The organism is Longimicrobium sp., assembly GCF_036388275.1.
GTDB lineage: Bacteria > Gemmatimonadota > Gemmatimonadetes > Longimicrobiales > Longimicrobiaceae > Longimicrobium.
The window spans coordinates 22,543-45,949 of sequence record NZ_DASVSF010000089.1 but is presented as its reverse complement, the minus strand read 5'-3'; the positions used below and the strand labels follow the sequence as shown (position 1 = coordinate 45,949).

At 70.9% G+C, this 23,407-nt stretch carries 18 protein-coding genes; 10 read left to right on the top strand and 8 right to left on the bottom strand.

Features of this window, described 5'->3' with window-relative positions; all coding sequences use genetic code 11:
- The first annotated feature begins 73 nt into the window (after positions 1-73).
- On the top strand, positions 74-2,158 hold the full coding sequence (locus VF632_RS18510; protein ID WP_331024420.1) for a putative bifunctional diguanylate cyclase/phosphodiesterase: 2,085 nt from the start codon (positions 74-76) through the stop codon (positions 2,156-2,158).
- Between the two features lie 78 nt (positions 2,159-2,236).
- Here the strand turns inward: VF632_RS18510 and VF632_RS18505 are convergent, their stop codons facing one another.
- On the bottom strand, positions 2,237-3,037 hold the full coding sequence (locus VF632_RS18505) for a hypothetical protein (protein WP_331024419.1): 801 nt from the start codon (positions 3,035-3,037) through the stop codon (positions 2,237-2,239).
- Between the two features lie 112 nt (positions 3,038-3,149).
- Here VF632_RS18505 and VF632_RS18500 point away from each other — a divergent pair, with 112 nt between their 5' ends.
- Entirely contained in the window at positions 3,150-3,731 is a 582-nt protein-coding gene (locus VF632_RS18500) for a hypothetical protein (RefSeq protein ID WP_331024418.1), read from the top strand.
- Positions 3,732-3,804: 73 nt separating this feature from the next.
- Here VF632_RS18500 and VF632_RS18495 read toward each other — a convergent pair whose 3' ends face one another.
- Together VF632_RS18495 and VF632_RS18490 are read right to left on the bottom strand one after the other, a co-directional pair.
- Positions 3,805-4,290, bottom strand: a complete 486-nt coding sequence (locus tag VF632_RS18495; protein ID WP_331024417.1) for a hypothetical protein — start codon at positions 4,288-4,290, stop codon at positions 3,805-3,807.
- A gap of 20 nt (positions 4,291-4,310) precedes the next feature.
- Positions 4,311-6,575 carry a CHAT domain-containing protein gene (locus VF632_RS18490; protein WP_331024416.1) on the bottom strand — a complete coding sequence of 755 codons (2,265 nt, stop codon included), beginning with the start codon at positions 6,573-6,575 and terminating at the stop codon, positions 4,311-4,313.
- A gap of 195 nt (positions 6,576-6,770) precedes the next feature.
- Here VF632_RS18490 and VF632_RS18485 point away from each other — a divergent pair, with 195 nt between their 5' ends.
- The 3 genes from VF632_RS18485 to VF632_RS18475 all read left to right on the top strand — a co-directional run bounded on the left by VF632_RS18485 (position 6,771) and on the right by VF632_RS18475 (position 9,360).
- Entirely contained in the window at positions 6,771-8,030 is a 1,260-nt protein-coding gene (locus VF632_RS18485) for a metal-dependent hydrolase family protein (protein WP_331024415.1), read from the top strand.
- An 84-nt stretch (positions 8,031-8,114) separates the two neighbouring features.
- Positions 8,115-8,645 carry a hypothetical protein gene (locus VF632_RS18480; RefSeq protein WP_331024414.1) on the top strand — a complete coding sequence of 177 codons (531 nt, stop codon included), beginning with the start codon at positions 8,115-8,117 and terminating at the stop codon, positions 8,643-8,645.
- Positions 8,646-8,829: 184 nt separating this feature from the next.
- Positions 8,830-9,360 carry a DUF1648 domain-containing protein gene (locus VF632_RS18475; RefSeq protein WP_331024413.1) on the top strand — a complete coding sequence of 177 codons (531 nt, stop codon included), beginning with the start codon at positions 8,830-8,832 and terminating at the stop codon, positions 9,358-9,360.
- Positions 9,361-9,450: 90 nt separating this feature from the next.
- Here the strand turns inward: VF632_RS18475 and VF632_RS18470 are convergent, their stop codons facing one another.
- Positions 9,451-9,723, bottom strand: a complete 273-nt coding sequence (locus VF632_RS18470; RefSeq protein WP_331024412.1) for a hypothetical protein — start codon at positions 9,721-9,723, stop codon at positions 9,451-9,453.
- Positions 9,724-10,025: 302 nt separating this feature from the next.
- Between VF632_RS18470 and VF632_RS18465 the strand changes: the two genes are divergently transcribed.
- The 4 genes from VF632_RS18465 to VF632_RS18450 all read left to right on the top strand — a co-directional run bounded on the left by VF632_RS18465 (position 10,026) and on the right by VF632_RS18450 (position 18,031).
- On the top strand, positions 10,026-12,638 hold the full coding sequence (locus VF632_RS18465) for a BamA/TamA family outer membrane protein (protein ID WP_331024411.1): 2,613 nt from the start codon (positions 10,026-10,028) through the stop codon (positions 12,636-12,638).
- A 279-nt stretch (positions 12,639-12,917) separates the two neighbouring features.
- The gene (locus VF632_RS18460) at positions 12,918-13,946 is read left to right on the top strand and encodes a sulfotransferase domain-containing protein (RefSeq protein WP_331024410.1); all 1,029 of its coding nucleotides are present in this window, start codon (positions 12,918-12,920) and stop codon (positions 13,944-13,946) included.
- A 131-nt stretch (positions 13,947-14,077) separates the two neighbouring features.
- On the top strand, positions 14,078-16,582 hold the full coding sequence (hrpB, locus tag VF632_RS18455; protein WP_331024409.1) for an ATP-dependent helicase HrpB: 2,505 nt from the start codon (positions 14,078-14,080) through the stop codon (positions 16,580-16,582).
- 549 nt (positions 16,583-17,131) lie between these two features.
- A complete protein-coding gene (locus tag VF632_RS18450; RefSeq protein WP_331024408.1) occupies positions 17,132-18,031 on the top strand; it encodes a hypothetical protein in 900 nt (299 codons plus the stop codon).
- Between the two features lie 136 nt (positions 18,032-18,167).
- On the opposite strand, the gene VF632_RS18445 is transcribed toward VF632_RS18450, so the two are convergent.
- Together VF632_RS18445 and VF632_RS18440 are read right to left on the bottom strand one after the other, a co-directional pair.
- Positions 18,168-19,430, bottom strand: a complete 1,263-nt coding sequence (locus VF632_RS18445) for an NAD(P)/FAD-dependent oxidoreductase (protein WP_331024407.1) — start codon at positions 19,428-19,430, stop codon at positions 18,168-18,170.
- A gap of 122 nt (positions 19,431-19,552) precedes the next feature.
- Complete coding sequence (locus VF632_RS18440; RefSeq protein ID WP_331024406.1) at positions 19,553-20,074, bottom strand: dihydrofolate reductase family protein; 522 nt, start codon at positions 20,072-20,074, stop codon at positions 19,553-19,555.
- 178 nt (positions 20,075-20,252) lie between these two features.
- Here VF632_RS18440 and VF632_RS18435 point away from each other — a divergent pair, with 178 nt between their 5' ends.
- Entirely contained in the window at positions 20,253-20,507 is a 255-nt protein-coding gene (locus VF632_RS18435; RefSeq protein ID WP_331024405.1) for a hypothetical protein, read from the top strand.
- 76 nt (positions 20,508-20,583) lie between these two features.
- Here VF632_RS18435 and VF632_RS18430 read toward each other — a convergent pair whose 3' ends face one another.
- Both VF632_RS18430 and VF632_RS18425 read right to left on the bottom strand, forming a co-directional pair.
- On the bottom strand, positions 20,584-21,084 hold the full coding sequence (locus VF632_RS18430) for an SgcJ/EcaC family oxidoreductase (protein WP_331024404.1): 501 nt from the start codon (positions 21,082-21,084) through the stop codon (positions 20,584-20,586).
- A 251-nt stretch (positions 21,085-21,335) separates the two neighbouring features.
- Positions 21,336-23,339, bottom strand: a complete 2,004-nt coding sequence (locus tag VF632_RS18425) for an amidohydrolase family protein (RefSeq protein ID WP_331024403.1) — start codon at positions 23,337-23,339, stop codon at positions 21,336-21,338.
- Positions 23,340-23,407 lie beyond the last annotated feature (68 nt).

Sequence of the window (23,407 nt, the reverse complement as noted above, 5' to 3'; positions counted from 1 at the left end):
CCCCACCCCCACGGCTAACCATTCAACGTACCCTCCGGTTGTTCCCCCGGATGTTGTCCGTTCGCGCGAGGGCGTGAACGCCGGCCCCCTCACCCGCCCCGACGTGCCCGATCCTGGCGCCCGCAACCGCACCGACTGGCCCCGGCTGGCGGCCCGCACCCTGGGGGTGCCGGCCGCGCTGCTGCTGTCGCGTGAGGCCGACGGCTCGCGGGTGGAGCGCCCGCATGGCGACCCGTCGCTGCTGGGCGCGCTGCGGGCGGGGATGGACCGGGCGATGGCGTCCGCCGAGCCGCAGGCCGCCGCCGGGGCGCTGGCGGTGCCGGTGCGGGACGCCAGCGGCACCGTGCTCGGCGCACTCGCCATAGCGGAACCCGGACGGGCGTGGAAGCAGCCGGATCTGGGGCTGCTGATGGAGCTGGCCGCGGGCGCGGCCGCCGAGCTCGCCGCGCGCGACGCCATGACGGCCTTGCGCGACAGCGAGGAGCGGTTCCGCGCCATGTTCGAGGGCGCCGCCATCGGGGTGCTGGTGGTGACCATGGACGGGCGCATCGTGCAGACCAACGCCGCCTACCGCGAGATGGTGCGGCTGGGCGAAAAGGAGCTGCACGGGCTGGAGTTCTGGAAGCTCAACCATCCCGACGACACGGACGGAAACCTGTCGCTCTTCCGCGACATGGCCGCCGGCCGGCGCAGCTCGTACCGGGTGGAAAAGCGCTACCTGCTCCCCAGCGGCAACACCATCTGGGTGCACCTGGCGGCATCGGCGGTGCGCGACGGCGCGGGAAAGCCGCGGTTCTGCGTGGCGATGGTGGAAAACGTCACCGGCCGCAAGGCCGCCGAAGAGCGCCTGCGCCACGACGCCCTTCACGACGCGCTGACCGACCTTCCCAATCGGACCCTGTTCGGCACGCGGCTGGCCCAGGCCGCGGCGCGCACGGGGGACGACGGCGCCCCGCGGCCCTTCGCCGTGGTGTTCCTGGACCTGGAGCGCTTCAAGCTGGTCACCGACTCGCTGGGCCACCTGAAGGGCGACGAGCTGCTGCGGATCGTGGCCGCCCGGCTGCTGGCGTGCGTGGGCCCCGCCGACACGGTGGCGCGCTTCGGGGGCGACGAGTTCGTGCTGCTGCTGGACGGAGTGGGCGATGCCGTCGAGGCGGCCCGGCGCGCGGAGCAGATCCAGGCCGCCCTCTCGGCTCCCGTCAGCTTGGGCGGATACGAGGTGTTCACCTCCGCCAGCATCGGCGTGGCGCTCTCGGCCGACGGGCAGGGGCACCCGGACGAGCTGCTGCGCAACGCCGACGCCGCCATGTACCACGCCCGCTCGCTGGGCGCCGAGCGCTTCGCCGTCTTTACGCGCTCCATGCACCACGAGTCGCTGCGGCGGCTCCAGCTGGAGACGGACCTGCGGCAGGCCGTGCGGCGGGGCGAGTTCCGCCTGGTCTACCAGCCCATCGTGGAGCTGGCGACGGAGCGCACCGTGGGATGGGAGGTGCTGGTGCGCTGGCACCACCCCGAGCGCGGGCTGGTGGGGCCGGTGGAATTCATCGGCGTGGCCGAGGACACGGGGCTGATCGTGCCGCTGGGGCGCTGGGTGCTGCGCGAAGCCTGCCGGCAGCTGGCCGCGTGGGAGGCGGAGTACCCGGCCGATGACCCGCGGTTCGTATGCGTGAACCTGTCTGCCCGCCAGTTCGGCGACGCGCGCCTGCTGCAGGAGGTGGAGGCCGCCGTCGGCGAGCACGGGCTGCGGCCGGGAAGCCTGAAGCTGGAGCTCACCGAAAGCACGGTGATGCGCGATCCCGACCAGGCCATCCCCCTGCTCCGCCGCTTCCGCGCGCTGGGCATTCCCATCTACCTGGACGACTTCGGCACCGGGTACTCGTCGCTCAGCCTGCTTCACCAGCTGCCGCTCGACGGGCTGAAGATCGACCGCTCCTTCGTGCAGCGCGCGGACGGCACCGCCGTGGTGCAGACGATCGTCGCCCTCGCCCGCAGCCTGGGTGTCGCCATCGTCGCCGAGGGGATCGAGGAGCCCGCCCAGTTCGCCGCGCTGCGGGCGATGGGGTGCGAGTACGGCCAGGGCTACCTCTTCGCCCGGCCCATGGACCCCGAGCAGGTACCCGCCTCCCTCGGGCGCCCCATCGCCGTGGCCGCGTCCTGATCCGCCACCGCACGGACAAAAGAAAAGCGGGCGGAGACCGGTTCGGCCTCCGCCCGCTTCGCTCCATCCCGGCGGTGCTCAGAAGTGGAGCACCGAGATCATCACGCCCAGGGTGAGGCCCACGGACAGGAGCATCGTCAGCGTGTAGTCCGCCAGCAGAAAGCCGGCGAGGCGCAGGCCCGTTCGCACGCGGGTGGCGGCCGGGTACAGGCGGATGATGGCGGCGGAGATGTACCCGACTCCAGTCAGCTGCGCCGCGATGATGAAGGGCCACTTGCCCAGGAACGCCAGGGGAATCAGCAGGATGCAGGTGATCCACATGGAGTTCATGATGCTGGCCATCGTCAGCAGGTGATCGCCCACGGGTCGCGACCGGTCCATCCGCCGCAACAGGGCGGCAAGGGGAATCAGCATCACCGCGGTGATCAGCGGCAGCAGCATGTTCATCCGCTGGCCGAAGCGCTCGTTCATCATCTCCAGCGAAATCCCGTTGCCGGCCGCCGCCTTCGCCATCGCGGCAAGCTGGTCGGGGGTCGCCTGCGACGACATGTCGAACGAGTGCGGCTGCACCGTCGTCAGCAGCAGGATGTACGCGCCCGCCAGGAGAAAGAACAGGCGGAACGGCCGGACGTATCCCGCCTCGTTGTCACCGCGGACGGACTGCGCCACCTTCAACGGGTGCAGCAGCAGGTCGCGGATGGTGCGCAGCGCGCTCTTGTCGACGCCGAAGAGCTCGGAGGCGCCTTCCTTCAGCACCTCCACCGTCCGCGCGGGAGTTCCGTCCACGGCGCGGCCGCAGTCGCCGCAGAAACGTGTGGCGCTCATGGTGCCGCACGCGGGGCAGGCGCGCAGGCCGGGGATGGCGGCGGTGGTTTGCATCAGGGAGGGGAGATTGGGAATGGTACGGCGGGTGCGCGGAATATCGCCACGAAGCGCCGGATGCGGAAGCCCCCCGCACCGTGAACGCGACCAACCACTTACGACGGCATCGATGAAAACGTTCTGTGCGCTCCTGGGCCTCGCCCTCCTCTCCACCGCGTGCGACGGGGGCGGATCAGCGGCCGGCGACGCGGCCCCGGATACGCTGCTTTCCCCCGCCGAGACGCCGCCGGACACGGCGTCACCCCCGTCGCGGGACGCGCGGGGGAGGGTCATCTTCGATCCCGCCCGGGTGGAGGTGGGCGACACGGTGGCGGGAATGGTCCTGGAATCCAAGGACATCGCGCAGTCCATGCCCGACGGCGAGTGGGTGGGCAGCGTGCGCTTCACCGGGCAGACGACGGTTTCGGGGATCACCCGGGCGCACCCGGACGACCCGGATTCGCCCGCCCTCTGCTTCGAGCTGGACCGCGAATCGGCCGTGCGCCTGCCCCGCTTTTCGGGCGACGAGCGCATCGGCTGGTTCTGCTTCGAGGAGCCGGCGGAGGCGCGCCGGCTGCTGGCCGCCGCGCCGCCGAAGAAGGTGCGCGCCAGCATCGTCATCAACCGGTTCACCTACTCGTGGTCGCACTCCGACGTGGTGAACGAGGCGCACCTGGCCCGCGTAGTGGTGAAGCAGAACGTCCGGCGCTGAGCCCTCCGACGGAAACAACCACGGGCGGGGCCGATGCCGGCCCCGCCCGTGTGCTCGTTCCTCCCTGCCCGGCTCAGCCCGCGGCCGGCTCGGACCCGCCGGATGCCGCGGGAAGGCTTCCCTTCCAGCTGGAGCAGAACTCCTCGTACGCCGGACGCGCGAACCGCTTGATGATGATGGCCGCGGCCACCGCGGCAATGGCCGGCGCCAGGGCAAGGTGCGAAACCAGGAGGGTCGCGAGCGCCGCCGTCGCGACGCTCTTGTCGACGCCGATGGCGCCCAGGAAATCGTCGCGGTCCTTGCTGTCGTCCGCGTCCGTGCCACACACCAGCTCCCACGCCTGCACGTTCCAGCGCTTGAACACCCTGCGCCCGAAATCGCGCACGTCGTCGAGCACGCCCATCTCCGCCGCACTGTGCGTCACCTGCGGCGAGTACGAGCCGGCCACCTGGGGATCGGCCTGCATCGCCCTCGCGCGGATCCCCAGCTCCGCGAACAGCTGGTCCTCATCGGATTCCAGCAGACCATCCACCTGCGACCTCAGGCTCTCGTCGGACATCGGATCTCCTCGTTTCGTGATCAGGGTTGGGAAAGCACGGGCGGCGCAAAGCATACGCTCGCCGTCCCGTAAAGCGTGTACGCCAGCCCGAGCGGGTTTCGCTCGTTCCGCACGAAGTGGCGGCGGGCGTCCATCAGCGCGCGCGACGCCGTTTGCCCCGCCAGCACGCCTTCCAGCAGCCGCCGGCCGAAAGGATCGGCGAACTCCACGGTCATGGGGCACTCGGTGCCCACCACGGCGCGGGCGCCGCGGTCCAGGAAAAAGCTGACGAAGCTGTCGGAAAGAGACGGACTCATCTCGGCCGATTCGCACATGTTCAGCACGATCAGCGGCTGCGACGGAAACTTGCCCTGCACCTCGTGCATCAGCTCGTCCAGGTACAGCCTGCCGTTGGTCAGCGCGATCCAGGTGCGGTTGCGGTCCGGGCTGGCGGCGCCCTGGGGATCGCCGTCGGGCGTGGTGTCGGCCTTGCGCGGGCGGGTGTAGCCGTGGGAATAGAAGTACAGCACCTGCGCGTCGCAATCGGCCAGCAGGTCCTTGCACAGGCTGGCGCGCAGGATGGGCTCGCCAACCTCCAGCCTTCCGCCGGAACGCGCCGCCAGCTCCGCGAGGAACTCCTTCTGGCCCGTCGAGTTGCGGAACTGCTCCCAGAGCATGAACGCCAGCTTCAGCGCGCCGGGCGCTTCCACCGGGCGGTCGCGCGGAAGGGGCGACTGGGGAAGCCGGATCTCCACTTCGTACCGCGTGCCCCAGAAGCCGTCGGTGTCCGGCGCGACGTAGCTCTCCTTGGGAATCTCTCCCTGGAACATCAGCCCCCAGGGAAAGATGAACTCCGTCGCGTCGGGCGCCAGCGTCACCTGGATGCGCGCGCCCGGGGGCGGCGGGTTTTCGCGAAGCACCGCGGCTAGGTCGAACGCCGCCGCGTCCTGGTCTTCGTCGAACAGCTTGGACCAGAGGCGCTGGCCGGTCCTGGCCAGCCTGTGAAGGTGCGCCGCGAACTGGTCGGAGGTGGCCCGCAGCCCGCTGGTGTACTCCGGACTGGTGGCGATGCGGTGCAGCTCGTCGCGGGCATCGCGAAGCCGGTCTTCCAGGCCGGCCGTGGTGATCCGCAGGCGCGCGGGGAACACCACTTCTTCGCCGCCCGGCTTGCGGTACAGCACGTTCAGCCGATAGCCGTCGTCCGCGCGCGAGGTGACGTCGATGTGCAGGTCCTGCGGCACCACCTCGTCCAGCGCCGCCAGCGTGGGGTCCAGGACCAGCGACTCGATGCTCACGGCGTCTTTCCGGCGTGCTTCGTCCCACTTTCCGCCCACCTCGAAGCTCACGACGGTGCGGGCCAGCAGGTTCAGCCGATAGTACATCCGCACCATGATGGCGGCGCGGTCCCCCGGCCCGGCCGACTTGCGCCTGGGCCGGAACGCGAAGCGCGCCGCGGTGGAGGCTCCACTGCCGGGGGGCAGGTCCAGCGAGTCCAGCGGCTGGTCGATGTGCACGAAGCTGTCGTCGTCGGCCTCGGCGGTCACGAACACCTTCACCGTTTCCGCCTGCCCCGGGTCGCGGATCGGCTGGCGTTCGCCCGTGGCGGGCAGGCCGTGGGGGTCGGGCGTGATGATGACTTCGAGGACGTACTCCTGGTCGGCCTTCAGCGGCCGGTCGGAGGGGTGCTCGGCGCCGGAGCCAGCGACCAGGACGCAGAAATCCGGGAAACGCGGTGCGGCGGGCGGTGGCGGAGCCGGTTCGGGCGGGGCGGATTCCGATGGAGCCGGCTCCGGCGCGGGGCCGGCGGATTCCAGCGGCCACTCGGGTGCTGCGCCGGCCCACCCGGTGCCGCCTCCATAGGAACCCGTTGCGTCATCCGAATCCGGCGCGAGCCCGACGGAGCGGGCGTGGCCGCCGGCCTCGCGAAAATCCCGCTCGATGGCATGCGAGCCCCCGACGGATCCGGGGAACGCAGCGTCGGTGGTGTCCCGGTCGCCCACCAGCTCCGCGGCTTCCTTCACGAGCGCCAGGGGGTCCCGGATCGCTCCGGCGGGCCCGGGAGCGGGGGCCCAGCTGTCCCCGGTGCGCTGGATGTATCCGCCCATCTCCAGGACGAAGCGGACCCCGTCACCGTACGCCGCGGCCTTGGCGCCGCCTGCACCCGGTCCGCTGTCCTCCCACACCTTCCCGATCCACGCCTCGTGATCGGCGGCGTCGAGGCTTCGGCGCGCGCGGATCAGCTCCAGCGTGGGATTGAGGAGCGCGGCAACGCGCACGTGCGAGAGGCCGAAAAGCGGTGAGGGCATGGTGCCTGGCGGGGATCGCGGGGAGAGCCGAGCGCGGCGCGGAGCCGTCGCCCCAGGAATATGCGAATCCGTGGCGCCTAAAGACAAGCCTTCCGCGGCGTGCGCCGCGCCCACGAGTTCGCTATCCTGTCCCGCTCCGGCCGGGCGAAACGACGCTTCGGCCGCAGACGTTCAACGAGCCGTCCCAGCGAGCCGATGCGAAGCCTGATCCTCCTCCTTGCCCTGCTGCTCTTCGCCAGCGCGCTTCCGGCGCAGGGCACCACGCTGCTGCTGAGGCCCGACCGCGTCTTCGACGGCACTGCAGTGCACGAGGGCTGGGCCGTGCTGGTGCGCGACAGCCTGATCGTCTCCGCCGGGCCCGCCGCGCAGCTCCACGCGCCCGGCGACGCGCAGGTGATCGACCTGCCCGGAACCACGCTGATGCCGGGGATGATCGAGGGGCACTCGCACCTGCTGCTGCATCCGTACGACGAGACGTCGTGGGACGACCAGGTGCTGCGCGAAAGCCAGTCGCTGCGCGTGGCCCGCGCCACGGTGCACGCCCGCGCCACGCTGATGGCCGGCTTCACCACCGCCCGCGACCTGGGCTCCGAGGGGGCCGGGTACGCCGACGTGGGGCTGAAGCAGGCCATCCAGCAGGGTATCATCCCGGGTCCGCGGCTGCTGGTGTCCGGCCCCGCCATCGTGGCGACCGGCGCCTACGGGCCGCGGGTGCTGGCGCCGGAGTTTCCGTCGCCACGGGGCGCGCAGGAGGCGGACGGCGACGAGATCATCCGCGTGACGCGCGAGCAGATCGGCGGCGGGGCCGACTGGGTGAAGGTGTACGCCGACTACCGCTGGGGGCCGCGTGGCGCCACGGAGCCCACCTTCAGCGTGGACGAGCTGCGCCTGGCGGTGGAGACGGCCGGGGCCTCGGGGACGCCCGTCGTCGCCCACGCCTCATCGCCCGAAGGGATGCGGCGCTCCATCCTGGCCGGCGTGGTGACCATCGAGCACGGTGACGGGGGAACGCCGGAGATCTTCCGGATGATGCGGGAGCGGGGCGTGGCCCTCTGCCCCACCCTGGCCGCGGGCGATGCCGTGGCGCAGTACCGGGGCTGGCGGAAAGGGACCGAGCCCGAGCCGGCGCGGATCACCACCAAGCGCGCCAGCTTCCGCCAGGCGCTGGACGCGGGCGTCACCATCTGCTTCGGCGGCGACTCGGGGGTGTTTCCGCACGGCGAGAACGCGCGCGAGCTGGAACTGATGGTGGACTACGGGATGCGCCCCATCGACGCGCTGCGCTCCGCTACGTCGGTGAACGCGCGCGTCCTGCGCCTGGCGGACCGCGGCGCCATCCGCGCCGGGCTGCTGGCGGACCTGGTGGCGGTCGCGGGCGATCCCACGCGCGCCATCGCCGCCGCGCGCGACGTGCGCCTGGTGGTGCTGCACGGAAAGGTGGTGCGGCGCGACTGATCCCGGGTAGCGCCACCTTTTCGATCGCGGTCCCGTAATCATCCATACGACCGGAGACCATCCACCGCGACCCGTGTACGAACGATGAACGCAAGGACGCTGCACCGGATCAACCTGGCCCTCCTGGCGGCCCTCTACGCGGCCTCGGCCGTGACGTATCTCCGGCTGCCGGTGCACACGCCCATCCACCTCGGCCTGGGCGGCAACCCCGACCTGTGGACCCGGACTTCGGTCATCCCGTGGTTGCTGCCGCCGGTGATCGCCACCGGCGTGTTCCGGCTGCTGCGGTTGGCTACAGGCGCGTCGGACCGCCACCCGGAGCAGTGGAACATCCCGGAGAAGGAGCGCTTTCTTTCGCTCTCGCCCGAGGCACGTGCCCCCATCGTGGCCCGGCTGAACGCATTCCTGGCGCTCGTGGGCGTGCTGGTGACGGCGCTGCTGGGGACGATCCAGCTGGAGATGTTCCTCACGGCGACCGCCCCCGACGGTACCGCGGCTCGGTGGCTGATTCCCGCCGCAGTCCTCGTGATGCTGATGGTGACCGGCGTGGCGACCGCCCTGATGAGCAACCGGGTCGGTCGCGAGATCCGCGAGGCGCACCGGCTGCGCGCCTGACGCGAGCGGCCCGGCCGCGGGCAATCCCACGCTCGCCATCCGCCGCGCGCGCGACGTGCGCCTTGTGGTGCTGCACGGAACGGTGGTGCGGCGCGATTGATCCCGGGTAGCGCCACCTTTTCCATCGCGGTCCGTATCACATCGCAAGGGACGGAAGAAACCAACCGCGACCCACGTACGAACGATGACCGAAAAGCCTCTCCGCCTGGCGACCCTGGGACTGCTGGCCGCCCTCTACGCGGGGTCCGCGGCGGCGTATCCGCGCCTGCCGGAGCGCATTCCCATTCACTTCGACCTGGCCGGCAACCCCGACGGGTGGGCCAGCACGTCGCTGCTCTCGTGGTTCCTGCTGCCGCTGATCGCCACCGCCATGGCCGGGTTTCTGTTCGTGATCGGCCGCGTGAGCGAGTACCGCCCCGAGCTGTGGAACGTGCCGGAGAAGCCGCGGTTCCTGGCGCTTCCGGCGGAGGCGCGGGCGCCCATCGTGGCCCGGCTGCGTGCGTTCCTGGCGCTGATGGCGGTGATGACGACGGCGCTGATGGGGGTGATCCAGGTGGAGGTGTTCCTCACGGCCACCGGGCGGGGGCCAGCCCCGCCGTGGCTGATGACGGGCGCGATCGTCCTGATGCTGGTAGCGACCGGGGTGACGGGGGTGCGGATGGGCGGCCGGGTGGCGGTGGAGATCCGTGAGGCGCACCAGCGGCTGCACGGCTGACGCGGGTGGCGGAAAACACACAGGAGCCCCGGCCGATGACGGCGCGGGGCTCCTTGCATGGAAGGGGACTGCGATTCAAGCAGGCGCCGGTCAGGTCCGGACGCGCAGGGTCATCCGCGGCGCGCGATCGCTGGAGGCCAGGTGCGCGTCGGGCGCATCGGCATGCACCGTGACGGCCTCCAGCTGGCACGGCGCCGATTCGGTACCGCAGGTGGAGAGCCCCTCCTGCGCGGGCGCGGCGGCCACGGCGTCGGCGCGCGCGGGACTCGCGCCGAGCGCCGACTCCAGCAGGGTGTACGCGGTCAGGGTAAGGACCAGCGTGGCGAACATGAAGCGCACGGAGCGCGAGAGCGTCTTGGTCATCGGTGCCTTCCAGGCGTTGGGTTGAACGTCGCGTCATCGACTACGCACACTATGACGTAACTCAGGGCCAAAAAGTTTACCCGGGATTGGTTAGACGAAGATTAACTCACGAATCGGCACACCGCCGCATGCGTCCGCACGGCGGCGAGGGGCGACGCAACTCTCTGCTGCCACGTCAGTTGCGCGCACCGGGGCGACGCGGCATTCAAAGTGCAAGCGGCCGTGAAGCTACCGACAGCTTCGGACTTCGCGCGGCCGCGTACGGGCATGGCGCGCGCGAGGCCCGCCTTACACGAGAGCAGATGGCCACTCGTTTCCGTTCGATCCTCGGCCTGCTCGCCGCCGTCGCCGCCCTGGTGGCGGCGCCCGCGGCGGCGCAGCCCGATTCCGTTACGGTGGTGGCCGGCGAGTGGTACGACGCCGGCCCCCTTCGCCGCGCGCTCTGGGGGCAGAACTATCGCCACCTGTGGACGCAGCCCGTGCGCGTGGAGGTTTTGGACCCCGACACCTTCGCCGGCGGCATCACGCCGCTGCGCGTGGGGGGCGACTTCGCCAGCAACACCCTGCACCTGCGCGGCCGCGACGGGCGCCGCTACGTGTTCCGCCCCCTGAACAAGAACGTGCGCAAGGGGCTGGGGCCGGAGTTCGAGGGCACCGTCATCGAGTGGATCGTACAGGACCAGGTGAGCGCATCCAACCCGGTCTCCCCCTCCATCACCTCGCCGCTGCTGCAGGCCGCGGGCATCCTTCACGCCCGGCCGCGGCTGGTGGTGATGAAGGGCGAACCGTCGCTGGGCCGCTTCCGCGAGCAGTTCGACGGGGTGGTGGGGATGATCGAGGAGCGCCCGGACGAGAACCGTCCCGGCGGCGACGATGACGAGGACGCCGAGGCGGGCGACGACGAGAACGAAGAGACTGGCGCGCAGATCGCCGGCCCGCCCTTCGCAGGGGCCGACAACGTCAAGGGAACGGACGAGTTCCTCAAGGACCTGGAAGACAGCCCCACGGAGCGCCTCGACAGCCGCGAGTTCCTGGCGGCGCGGCTGCTCGACCTCTTCGTCGGCGACTGGGACCGGCACGAGGACCAGTGGCGCTGGGCCGGCTTCCGCCGCGGCAACCTCCGGGTGTGGCGCCCCATTCCCCGCGACCGCGACAACGCCTTCGTGGACCACGAGGGGCTGGTGCTGGAGCTGGCGCGCCGCGTCTTTCCCCGCCAGGTGCAGTTCGAGGGCGAGTACGCAAGCCTGACCGGGCTCACGCTGCAGGCCGAGCCGCTGGACCGGCGGCTCCTGTCCGACCTGCCGCGCGAAACGTGGGATTCCGTCGCCACGGCGCTGCAGGCCCGGCTGACCGACGAGGTGATCGACCGGGCCGTGCGCGCCATGCCGCCCGAGCACCACGCGCTGGAAGGCGCCAGCATGCGCACGAAGCTGGTCGAGCGGCGGCAGGCGCTGCCCGACATCGCGCGGGCGTTCTACAAGCGCATGGCGCTGAACGTGGACGTGCACACCACCGACGCCGCCGAGGTGGCCGTCCTGGAGCGCATGGACGACGGCTCGCTGCAGGTGACCGTCACCGGCGCGGGACGCCCGGAGGAGCGCATCGTCAGCTTCCGGCGCCGCTTCGTGCCCGACGAGACCGACGACGTGCGGCTGTACCTGCATGGGGGCGACGACCGCGCCGTCGTCCGCGGGAGGGGGCACGGCATCGGCATCCGGGTGATCGGCGGCGGGGGCGACGACGTGCTGGCCGACTCGTCCGGGTCTACCGGTGTCGCCTTCTACGACGACAAGGGCGACAACCAGTTCGTCCGCGGACGCGCGACGCAGGTATCCACCCGCGAGTGGAACCAGCCGGTGGACAGCAGCAGCATCACCGGCCGCCGCACCTATCGCGACTGGGGCTGGAGCTCGTCGGTCTTCTCCACCTACGTCGACTGGAAGCGTGGCGCCGGACCCGTGTTCGGCGGCGGGCCCAAGATGACCAAGTACGGCTTCCGCCGCGAGCCGTACGCCTGGAAGACCTGGCTGCGCGGGGCCTGGTCGCCGCTGGAGAACCGCTTCCTGCTGTCGTACACGGCCGAGGTGCACCCCGAGAACCGGCGGCACTGGTACACGCTGGACGCGTACGCGTCGGAGCTGGAGAACGTGCGCTTCTTCGGCTTCGGCAACGACACCGAGCGCCTGGGTTCCAGCAGCGACCTGTACGACACCTGGCTGCGGCAGGTGATGGTCGCCCCCGCCCTGAACATCCCCTTCGCCGGAAGCGGGGAGCTGCAGATCGGGCCCGTCGCCAAGTGGACGGACCCGGAGGTGGAGGCGGGGAGCCCGCTGGACCTGGATGCGCCGCTGGGGCTGGAGCCGTTCGGCCAGGTGGGCGCCCGCGCCGAGGCCGAGCTTGACCGCCGCGACGACGGGGCGTTTCCGCGCAGCGGGTGGCGGATGCGGGCGGGCGCCTCGGCCTACCCGGCCCTGTGGGACGCCGCGGGCGCGTTCGGCGAGGCGCACGCGGCGGCATCGGCGTACGTGTCGTTCGGCGCGGGGCCGGTGCTGGCGGTGCGTGCCGGGGGCAAGCGGGTGTGGGGCGAGTTCCCCTTCCACGAGGCCGCGTTCCTGGGGGGCGGAAGCACCCTGCGCGGCCACACGGGCCAGCGCTTCGCCGGCGACCAGATGCTCTTCGGCGGGGCGGAGCTTCGGCAGCCGCTCTTCCGCGCCAACCTGGGGCTGCGCGGGACCTTTGGCGTGCTGGCGCTGGCGGATGCGGGACGCGTGTGGTACGACGGCCGCTCCCACGGCAACTGGCACACGGCCGCGGGCGGGGGGGTGTTCTTCGCCGCCGCGGGACAGGCGCTCACGCTGACGGTGGCCAAGGGCGAGCGGACGAGCGTGAACCTGGGGTTCGGGCTGCCGTTCTAACCGGAGTGGCGCGCGGGCAGGACGACGCGCGTGCCCCTGGCCGCCCATCCGACCGAATCGGCCAGCGGCGGCGGGGCGCGCCCACGCCGGTTCCGACGCGCCGGCACTCGCTGGCTCCGATCCGCTGGCGTCGTTCTCCGCTTCCAGCGGCGGTGCGGGTGGACGGTGCACAATATGTCAGGTATTATTGGCCAGACTTCCTACTCTCGCTCTCGTACATCCAACGGCGCACTCCCGTTACGGGGATGTGCGCGGCACGTCGAACAGGGAAACTCGCCAATGGCCCGGATACGCCAGCCCAAGATCCAAAGCGCGCTTGTCGGCTCTACGGTGTCGCTGCTGCAGTCGATCGAGAATGCCGTTGTGAGGCCGCTTGCCATGAGGCTCCACGAAAAGATCCGGCGGGGGAAGCGCCTCCATTACAACCTGGCCTACGACGGCTCTCCGGATGACATCTTCATCGTCACGTATCCCAAGTCGGGTACGACATGGCTCCAGATGATCGTGTACCAGCTTACCACGGATGGAGCGATGGAGTTCGCTCACATCGACGAAGTGTCGCCTGATCTGGAAGAGACCTTGATGCCCAGGGGCCGGCAGATCTCCGACCTTCCAGGAACAGTGCGCGCGGTGAAGAGTCACCACCGGTACCGCGACGTGCTGAAGGGACCGGGGCGGTACATCTACGGCGTCCGCAACGGGCTCGATGTCGCAGTATCCTACTACCACCACGCCCGCAAATACTGGCCAGGGTGGGACGGCCGGCCGCTGGACGAATTCTTCGATGAGTTCATAAAGGGGCGGGTGCCTTACGGGAGCTGGTTCGAGCACGTCGAGGGGTGGCTCCGCAACGAGGAACGCCTGAACGTACTGGTCGTCAGCTACGAGGAGTTGAGCGCGGACCTGGAGACGGGGGTGAAGCGCATCGCCGATTTCTGCGGAATCACGATCGATCCTGCCGACATGCCCAGGATCCTGGAGAGGTGTTCCTTCGCCTTCATGCGTGAGCACGAACACAGGCTCGCAGTCAGGGCGCGGACGCCCCCGACCGACACCAAGGCGCCCTTCATTCGTCAGGGGAAGGTCGGCGGATGGCAGCAGGAGCTGGACCCACGATTGGTGAGCGAGTTCCAGAGGGCGTGCGACCAGCGGCTACGCGGCGCGGGCGACGACAGGTTCCGGGTTTTGTCGGGCCGGGGTGCCGGGCAGGGCGCGCCCGCCATACCCGTCCCGGCTTCGTCCCCCGATCGGGAACTCGAGCCAGCGGCTGACGATCGCCCCCGCGTTCCGTCCGGCAGCGCGGATTGACCGGCCGAGTCGCTGAGCACCCGGATCCAGCGAATCTGATCGGCCGGGCATGGGTCGAATCCTCCCTCCCGCACTGATACATTCAGAGCCGCGCGCGGAACGCCCGTGCGCGGCTCTCGTTCGTCGATCGCATGTCCGAGCTTCCCATCGAAGTCGTCATCCCCCAGCTGCGGAGCGCGCTGGCCGCGTCCGGTGCCGCGGTGCTGCAGGCGCCGCCGGGCGCGGGCAAGACCACGCGCGTGCCCCTGGCCCTGCTGAACGAGCCGTGGCTGGCGGGGCAGAAGATCGTGATGCTCGAGCCGCGGCGGCTGGCGGCGCGCGCGGCGGCGCGGCACATGGCGCGCACGCTGGGGCAGGACGTCGGCGCAACGGTGGGATTCCGCGTGCGGATGGAAACGCGGGTCGGCCCGGCGACGCGCATCGAAGTGGTGACCGAGGGCGTGCTGACGCGCATGCTGCAGGGCGATCCCGCGCTGGAGGGCGTGGGGCTGGTGATCTTCGACGAGTTCCACGAGCGCAGCCTTCACGCCGACCTGGGGCTCGCGCTGACGCTGCAGTCGCGCTCCGTGCTCCGCGACGACCTGCGCGTGCTGGTGATGTCGGCCACGCTCGACGGCGCGCCCGTCGCCGCGCTGCTGGGCGACGCGCCCGTCGTCACCAGCGAGGGGCGGATGCACCCGGTGGAGGTCCGCTACCTGCCCGCCCGCGTGGAGGGATGGATCGAGCCGGCGGTGGCGCGAACCGTTCGCCACGCGCTGGAATCCGCCGACGGCGACATCCTCGTCTTCCTTCCCGGGGCGGCGGAGATCCATCGCACGGAAGAGCTGCTGCGCGACAGCGAACTCCCGTCCGGCGTGCGTGTCCTGCCGCTGTACGGAAACCTGCCGCAGCCCGCGCAGGACGAGGCCATCGCGCCCAGCCGGCCCGGCAGCCGCAAGGTGGTGCTCTCCACCTCCATCGCCGAAACCAGCCTGACCATCGAGGGCGTGCGCGTGGTGGTGGACAGCGGGATGATGCGCGTGCCCCGCTTTTCGCCGCGGACGGGGATGACGCGGCTGGAAACGACGACGGTGTCGCGCGCGTCCTCCGAACAGCGGTGCGGGCGCGCGGGGCGCGTTGCCCCGGGCGTGTGCTATCGCCTGTGGCCGGAGCACGCGCAGACGGCCCTGGTGCCGCACGGCACGCCGGAGATTCTGGACGCGGACCTCGCCCCGCTCGCGCTGGAGCTGGCCGCGTGGGGCGTCGCCGATCCCGCCGAGCTGGCCTGGCTGGATCCCCCGCCCACCGGGGCGTTCTCCCAGGCGCGTGAGCTGTTGTCCGAACTGGGCGCGCTCGCCGCGGACGGCTCCATCACCCCGCATGGCCGGCGGATGGCGGGGCTGCCCCTGCATCCGCGCCTGGCGCACATGGCACTCCGCGGGATGGAATTGGGGCTCGGCGGTCTGGCCTGCGACCTGGCCGCGCTGCTCAGCGACCGCGACGTGTTCCGCCGCGGCGATCCGCCGGAATCCGACCTCCGCCTGCGTCTGCACGCATTGCGCGAACTGGCCTCCGGCGGCCGCGTCCACGCACCGAACGTGGACCAGGGCGGGCTTCGCCGGGTGCTGGCGGAGTCCCGCGAGTGGCGCCGGCGGCTGAGCGTACGCGGCGGCCCGGTGGACGACGTGGACGCGGCCGGGCTGCTGGCGGCCTTCGCCTATCCCGACCGCATCGGGCAGCGGCGGCCGGGAAAGCCCGGCCGATTCCTCCTCCGCAACGGCCGCGGCGCCGCGATCGCGGAGTCCGATCCGCTGGCCCAGTCGCCCTACGTCGTCGCCGCGGAGCTCGATGGTCAGGGGCGCGAGAGCCGCGTCTTCCTCGCCGCACCCGTGGACCAGGACGACGTGGAGCGCCACTTCGCGGAGCAGGTGCGCACGGTGACGGAAGTGGCGTGGGACGCGGGGGCGAGAGCCGTCCGCCCGCGCCGCCGGTCCCTGCTGGGCGCGCTGGTCCTGCGAGAGTCCGCCGTCACCGACGCCGATCCCGGCGAGGTCGCGGCGGCGCTGCTGGAGGGGATCGCGTCCGAGGGGATCGGCGCGCTGCCGTGGGGCAAGGGCGCGCGGCAGCTGCAGGAGCGCATCGGCTTCGTCCACCGCCACGATCCCACGTGGCCGGACGTGTCGGAGTCGGCGCTCGCGGCCACGCTGGGGGACTGGCTGGGGCCGTTCGTCTACGGGATGACGCGGCTGGACGACCTGGCGCGGCTGGACCTGTCCGAGATCCTGCTGGGGATGCTGGGGTGGGAGCGGCGGATGGCGCTGGACGAGCAGGCGCCGTCGCACGTGACGGTGCCCAGCGGCTCGCACGTGCCGATCGACTACTCCGATCCGGACGCGCCGGTGCTGGCGGCGCGGCTGCAGGAGCTGTTCGGGATGACGGAAACGCCGCGGATCGCGGGCGGGCGCGTGCCGCTGACCATACACCTGCTTTCCCCCGCACACCGCCCGGTGCAGGTGACGCGGGACCTGGCCAGCTTCTGGAAGACGGGATACTTCGACGTCCGCAAGGACCTGAAGGGCCGCTACCCGAAGCACTACTGGCCCGACGACCCCCTGCAGGCCCAAGCCACCGCCCGCGTGCGGCCCCGGCCAGGGTGAACGTGCGCGGGGATTCCGGAAGCGGGGTCCAAGAGCGGGTGAACCCGACCGCAACGCAAAGGCGTCCGGGTCCAGGCTTCACCCGCCCGCAGCCACACCTGCCGAAGCGAACGATGTCATCCCGATGGAGCGGCCACGCCCGACCAGACCTCACGCCACAATCCGCAGCGACTGAGGGATCCGCCACACAATCCGAGTATCGCAACATCACTTCAGGAACACCGGACCCCGGCTTTTCGCGGTCCAGCGCGGCTCGGGTTCAGGATGACAGAGAGCCATGCCGTTGACGCTCTGGAAATCCAAGGCGCGTGATCGGTGTGCTGCTTCGCGAACATCTCTCAAATTTTGTTCGGGAACCTTGCGGGCAACAAGGAGGAGTGATATCCTATTCGGACAACAATCGCGATGTGATCCCACGATCACGCGTTGATGCAGGCGGGGGCTCCGCGGTGGCGCCCGGCTGCAGGAGCCACGGCGACGGCCAAGGCTCCCGTTCCGACGGTACGGCACTCGTACCAAGTTCCCTTCCCCTCCCTGGAGCACGCCAAAATGCGTTTGAAGACCCTCGTCCTGGCCGCGTCCGCGGCCGCGCTGTCCGTGCTGGGCGCCTGCGGCGACCAGCCCACGGCCCCGGCGGCCGCCGCCGATCAGGCTGCGGAGCAGCGGTCCGCCCCCACCTCCATCATCGACCCGACCACGGGCGAGGCGGTGGCCACCAACTACAACCCCGCCGGCACGGTGGTGGTCATTCCGGGCACCTCGGCGCTCGCACGGCTGGGCGCCCAGCCGCTCGCGTACTGCACCCCGTACGAACCCTGCGAGCCCTGCGGCTTCGACCAGCCGTGCGAGCCCGAGTGCGACCCCAACGACCCGAACGGCGGGTGCTACACCCCGCCGCCGCCGCCGTGCAGCAGCCTGATCACCAACTACACCGAGTACCGCGCGGGCGTCGAGCCGTACAGCTTCCTGGAAGTCTCGGGAACCACTTCGTCTTCGTGCGGGTTCCTGGTGGTCACGGGCCTCGGGGCGCGCATCAACGGCAGCGACGACTACACGACGCTGGCCCTGCGGGGCCGCCGCGTGAACGCCGACGGCAGCTGGGGCGCGACGGTGGACTACCGTTTCGGCTCGTCGCCCAACCACAGCCTCGAGGCGTTCGGTGAGGTTCCGTCGGGCTACGCGGTCACCGGCGTCGCCATCGGCCAGAGCGGCACCGAAGACGTGCGCACCATCGTGCTGTACTACCGCCAGGTCCAGCTGACCTCGGCGGGCGTGCGGATGGTGGGCCCCACCTACACCGCGCGCTTCGGCGCGAGCCCCTACAACTACACCGACGCGTCGTACATCACGTACAACGACAACCAGGTGTTCGTGGGCGCCGGCTTCCGCTCCATCGACGCGGGCGAGAAGACGGCCACCATGGCGGCGTTCGTGGGCACCCTGCCCTGATGCAGCCTGCAGGCAAACGAAAGGGGACCGGCGCGCTCGCGCCGGTCCCCTTTCGTTCGTAGCCCGGGCCCCCGCTCGAAGCGCACCGGTCTGAAGTGTACCCCCTCTCCCATTCCGTTTGTGGAGAGCGAGAGTGCTAGCGTCCGCGCAGGTGGTTGTGGATGAACTGGATGGCCATCGACCCCTCGCCCACCGCCGCGCCCACGCGCTTCACCGATCCGGACCGGACGTCACCCGCCACGAACACCCCCGGAATGCTGCTCTCCAGCAGGTAGCGCGGACGGTCCAGCGTCCACTTTGCCCCGTCCAGGTCCGCACCCGTCAGCACGAACCCCTTCTCGTCGCGCTCCACCACGCCCTCCAGCCACTCCGTCCGCGGCGCCGCGCCGATGTAGACGAAGAGCGTGGCGGTTTCCACCACCTCGCGCTCGCCCGTGTCCACGTGCTCGATCGTCACCTTTTCCAGCAGGTCGCCGCCCTCTACCTCCACCACCTTGGAACTGGTGCGCAGGTGGATGTTCTCCGTCCCACGGATACGGTTCAGCAGGTACTCCGACAGCCGCTCCGAAAAGTCGGCTTCGGGCGCCACCATGGTCACCGAGCGGGCGAATCGCGCCAGGTACAGCGCCGCCTGCCCCGCCGAGTTCCCGGCGCCCAGCAGGATCACGTCGCGCTGGCGGCAGGTGGGCACCGCCGCGGCCGCGGCGCCGTAGTATACGCCCCGGCCGATCAGCCGATCGCAGCCGGGCGCCTCCAGCATCCGCCACGACACGCCCAGCGAGAGCAGGACCGCGTGCGCGCACAGCTCCGTGCCGTCGTCCAGGCGCACGACGCGGTTGGACCGGTCGTCGCGCAGCCCCACCACCTCGCGCGCCACGATCACCTCCGCGCCGAACCGCTCCGCCTGGTGCATGGCCCGCTCGGCCAGCTCGCTGCCGCGCAGCCCCTCGGGAAAGCCCAGGTAGTTCTCGATGGCCTCGCTCATCCCCGCCTGACCGCCCGGCGCCTCGCGCTCGATCAGCAGGATGCGCAGGCCCTCGCTGGCGCCGTACACCGCCGCCGCCATCCCCGCGGGGCCAGCACCCACGATGATCAGGTCGTAGAACGGCAGGTCTGGCTGGGTGCTCAACCCCACCTTTTCGGCCAGCGCCGTGTCGTCCGGGTCGGCCACGTGCGATCCGTCGGGAAAGACCAGCAGCGGCAGTCCGCTCCCCGCCGTGGCGCCCAGCTCCTCCGCCTGGCGCCGCGCCTGGGGGTTGTGTTCGAAGTCCAGCCACTGGTACGGCACCCGGGTGCGCGCCAGGAAGTCGCGCACGTCGTGCGAGCGCGGCGACCAGGTGTAGCCGATGACGCGGATGCGGTCGTCGTCCTGCGGGCGCTCGTCGGCCATTTCGTCCATCTGCTGTCCAGGGATCCGCCGCGCCGGCATCCGGCGCGGGACCTGGTTCGTCATGGCGCGTGCCACCAGCCGGACAGCGGCTGTCCATCGTGTGGGTGGAGACGCCGGATCGACCGTGACGATCAGCCGGTGCGCACGCGGTAGCGGGAAAGGACGCAGCCCCCGTCCATCACGCGCGATTCCACCAGGTCCAGCGGAATGCGCCCGGCGTCGCGGAACAGGGGAACGCCGGAGCCCAGCAGCAGCGGGTGGACGTTCAATCCCACCTCGTCGATCACCTCCGCGCGCAGCAGCGAGCACGCCAGCTCGCCGCCGCCCATCACGCAGATCCCCTTCCCTGGCTCGCCTTTCATCCGCCGCACGAACTCGGCGGCGTCTTCCCGCACCAGTTCCACGGCGGGGTGGTCGATGCGCTCCAGCGACGTCGAGAACACGTACGTGCGCATCCGGTAGCCATCGGGGCCAATCTGCCCGGCCGACGCCTCCCACGTCTTGCGCCCCATGACGATGGTGTCGACGGTGGCCATGAACGCGCCGAAGAACTCCTGCACGTCCTTGCTGAAGTGCAGCCAGTCCAGCGAGTGGTCCGGCCCCGCGATGAAGCCGTCCAGGCTGCACGCCGCGCCGTAGGTCACGATTCGCATGGTCAGATGTGGGTGTTGGGGATGGTCGTTCTCTGGCGGGATCCGTTGATTCTGGTGCCGCGCCGAGACCGGCGCCAGACGGCTCCACGGTAGCGTGAGGCGGCCGTTTGCGGTAGCTTGCAAGCGTCAGGTCCATTTGCCCTGACGGGTGCGATCAACCGGATTCAGGGCAGGACCCATGAAGATCATCGAAGAGTGGCTGACGGAGCGCGTGGACAACGCCCCGACCTCCTATGCCCGCCACCTGCCGGACATGGCGGCGCTGCGCATTCGCATGGCGTGGCAAAAGCTGCAGCGCCAGGCCGGTGACGACGGCGAGGTGTGGGCGTTCCAGAACCCGCCCAGCACGTGGAAGAAGCAGGGCAAGCTCACCGGCTACGCCCTGGTTCGCGAGGGCAAGATCGTGGAGGCCGTGACCGTCGCCAACACGTAGCACGGTTCGCCTCACAAACGACACAGCCCCGGCAAGCGTGCGCTTGCCGGGGCTGTCCTTTTCCAGCGAATGCCGATCAGCCCGAGTGGTCGTGCACTGCTTTCCAGCCATCGGCGGTGCGGACCCACACCAGCGTGAACCAGCCGGACTGGTCTGGCTGCCCGCCGCCCGACAGGATGAAGCGCCCCGTTTCCAGCGCGGCCTCGGGCCCCAGCCGCCGCACGGTGAGCTGCTCGAAGCGCAGCTGCTGCTTGGGCATGCCCTGGTTGAAGAACGCGGCGGTGAAATCGCGCTCGATGGCACCCACGCCCGGCCGCGGCCCGTTGCGCGTCATGTACGTCACCGAATCGACGTAGATCGAGAGATGACCCTTCAGGTCGCCGCGATTCCACGCTTCGGCGGACGCTGTCGTGGCGGCGCGGATCTGCGCCTCGTCACCGGCCCACGAGCCGGCGCTCGAGCGGCCGGCAGACGCAGTTACGGTGCAGGCTCCCAGCAAGAGGCTGCCCAGCGCCGCGCACAGCAGCGGGAGGCGCCAGCGAGGCGAGCCGGTCCGGCGAGGGGAAGAAATCTTCATTGCGCTCCGAGTGGTGGGGTGGAGTCGTTCGACAGGGTGGCCCATCATTGAGTCTGGATGGTGCTGGCGCAAGGAACGGTGTCGCCGCCTGCCCGCGGGTTGCCCCTCCCCCGGCCCCTCCCCGCACGCTGCGCATGCGGAGAGGGGGGAATCGGTCGCACGTCGGCAGACGCGGTGCGCGTGCGGTGGAAGCCTCGCGGGGTTTGCGAGGCTTTCCGCTGTCGTTGCGGCGGGTTCACCCGCCTCGACGATCAAGGAGCAAATCCAGCCGCGCGCCACAAGTCCGCCGGTTCGAAGGCACGGCCGCCGGTGATGACGAGATCGACGCGGCGGATCGCGATGATGTCCTGCAGTGGATCGCCGCCGAGCACCACCAGGTCCGCACGCTTCCCCGCCTGCACCGTCCCGGCTTCGCGCTCCATCCCGAACGCCCGGGCCGCTCCCTCCGTCGCGGCGCGGATCGCCTCCAGCGGCGTGAGGCCCGCCTGCACGGCCAGCTCCAGCTCGCGGTGGATGGTGTGGCCGGGCACCACCAGGTCCGATCCCAGCAGCACCGGAATTCCGGCGCGGTGCAGCTCCACCACCACGCTGGAAACGCGGCGCAACGACGCGATCGCCCGTGGACCCACCTGGGCGGGAGCACCCACCGTGTTCAGCGCTTCCCGCAGCTCCATCGGCGCTCGCGCCGTCCCGGGTTCGTACGCCACGTACGCCGAATCCAGCGGCCGCGACCGCTGTTCCGAGCGGGCCAGCGTGGGCTCCACGGCGATGCCCCGCTCGCGGAAGAGCTGGATGGCCGCCTGTGCCTCGGCGGAGCGCGTATCGAACGACGCGGGCCGCCCCTCCCGGGCCGGCGTCCGCATCGCGGAGATGATAAAGTTCAGGTGATTGACCCCATCCACTCCCGCGCGGACGAAGTCTGCCGTGGTCATCCCCGTGGGAACGTGGCCCGTCACCTTCATCCCCAGGCGATGTGCCTCGTCCGCGATCACCGGGACCAGCGCCGGCGGGAGCGATTCGTAGATCTTGATCTGCGGAAATCCCGCGGCGTGGTAGCGCCGGACGGCGGCGCGGGCCTCCTCAGGCGTCGACGCGGTGATGACGCCCAGCGGGTGCTCGCCCCCGTCGATCACGCCGGCAAGCACCATCCGCGGCCCCAGCGCCCGCCCATCCCGCACCGCGTCGCGAACCGCGGTGATCCACTCGATCTCGTTCGCCCCGTCGCGTGCCGTGGTGACCCCCGACGCGAGCGCGGCCGCGAGCCATTCCCCCTGCGTGTAGTGGACGTGCGTGTCCCAGAGCCCGGGGATGATGGTCTTTCCCGTCACGTCCACCCTCGGCACGCCCGCCGGAACGCGCACCTGGCCGGCGGGTCCCGCGGCGGCGATCCGCCCGTCCCGCACGATCACCACGGCGTCGCGCACGGGAGGCGAGCCGGTGCCGTCCACCAGCGTTCCGCCGGTGAGCGCGTAGCTGCCCTCGCGCACCGGGCGGATGCTGCGCGCCGTCTGCTGCAGGTCCGCCACGCCGTCGCGCACGGCGGAGGCGACGAACCGCGGGAGCGCGGACTCGAAGCCCTTCCGCACGACCTCGAAGCGGTCCAGTTCCGCGTCCGCGTGCACCAGCGCCACCAGCTTTCCCTCGCGGTCGAACCAGAGCGACTGCCTGCCCCAGGCGAGCCCCTCGGCGCTGAACCGGTCCAGGATCCACGTACGTCCGGTGACGGATACCGTATCCACCCCCCGCGCCTGGAAGCGGAGGCGCCCCTCGGGAAGGAGCGGAATCTCCGCCGGACGCGACTGCGCGACCCAGTGGCGGAAGGCCGCCTGCGCCACCGTGGCGGGAGCGTAGGGCGAGGCGATGAAGGCACGCGGCGGCACCGCCACCTGCTCGGATGACCCGCCGCGGCGAACGGTCGCTTGTCCGCCGCTCACCGCCACTTCGACCTCCGTGCTGGTGAGCGTGGAGGTGCGCCCCGCCGCCCGATAGAACACCGGCGCTCCCTCCCCGTCCATGTGCATGACGGCATCCAGCGGCGCGTCGAGCCCAAGGAAGGAAAGAGCCGCGCGGGCGGTGGTCACCCATCCTCCGGCACTGTCCCGCCGCACGTTGTACGCTTCGGTTCCCACCGGCTGCTGGTACTTGAGCAGGACGAACTCCCCCTGCTCAACCGTCTGCGCGTGCAGCGGAGCGGCGGCGAGCGCCGTCAGTGCGAGAGCAGACGCGAGCAGGGGGCGGTTCCAGCGCTTCATCATCGGGGCGGCGGGGAGGGAGAAAGGGGATGACCGACTCTCATTGGATGCCGGCCGGCGGTGGCGGGTTG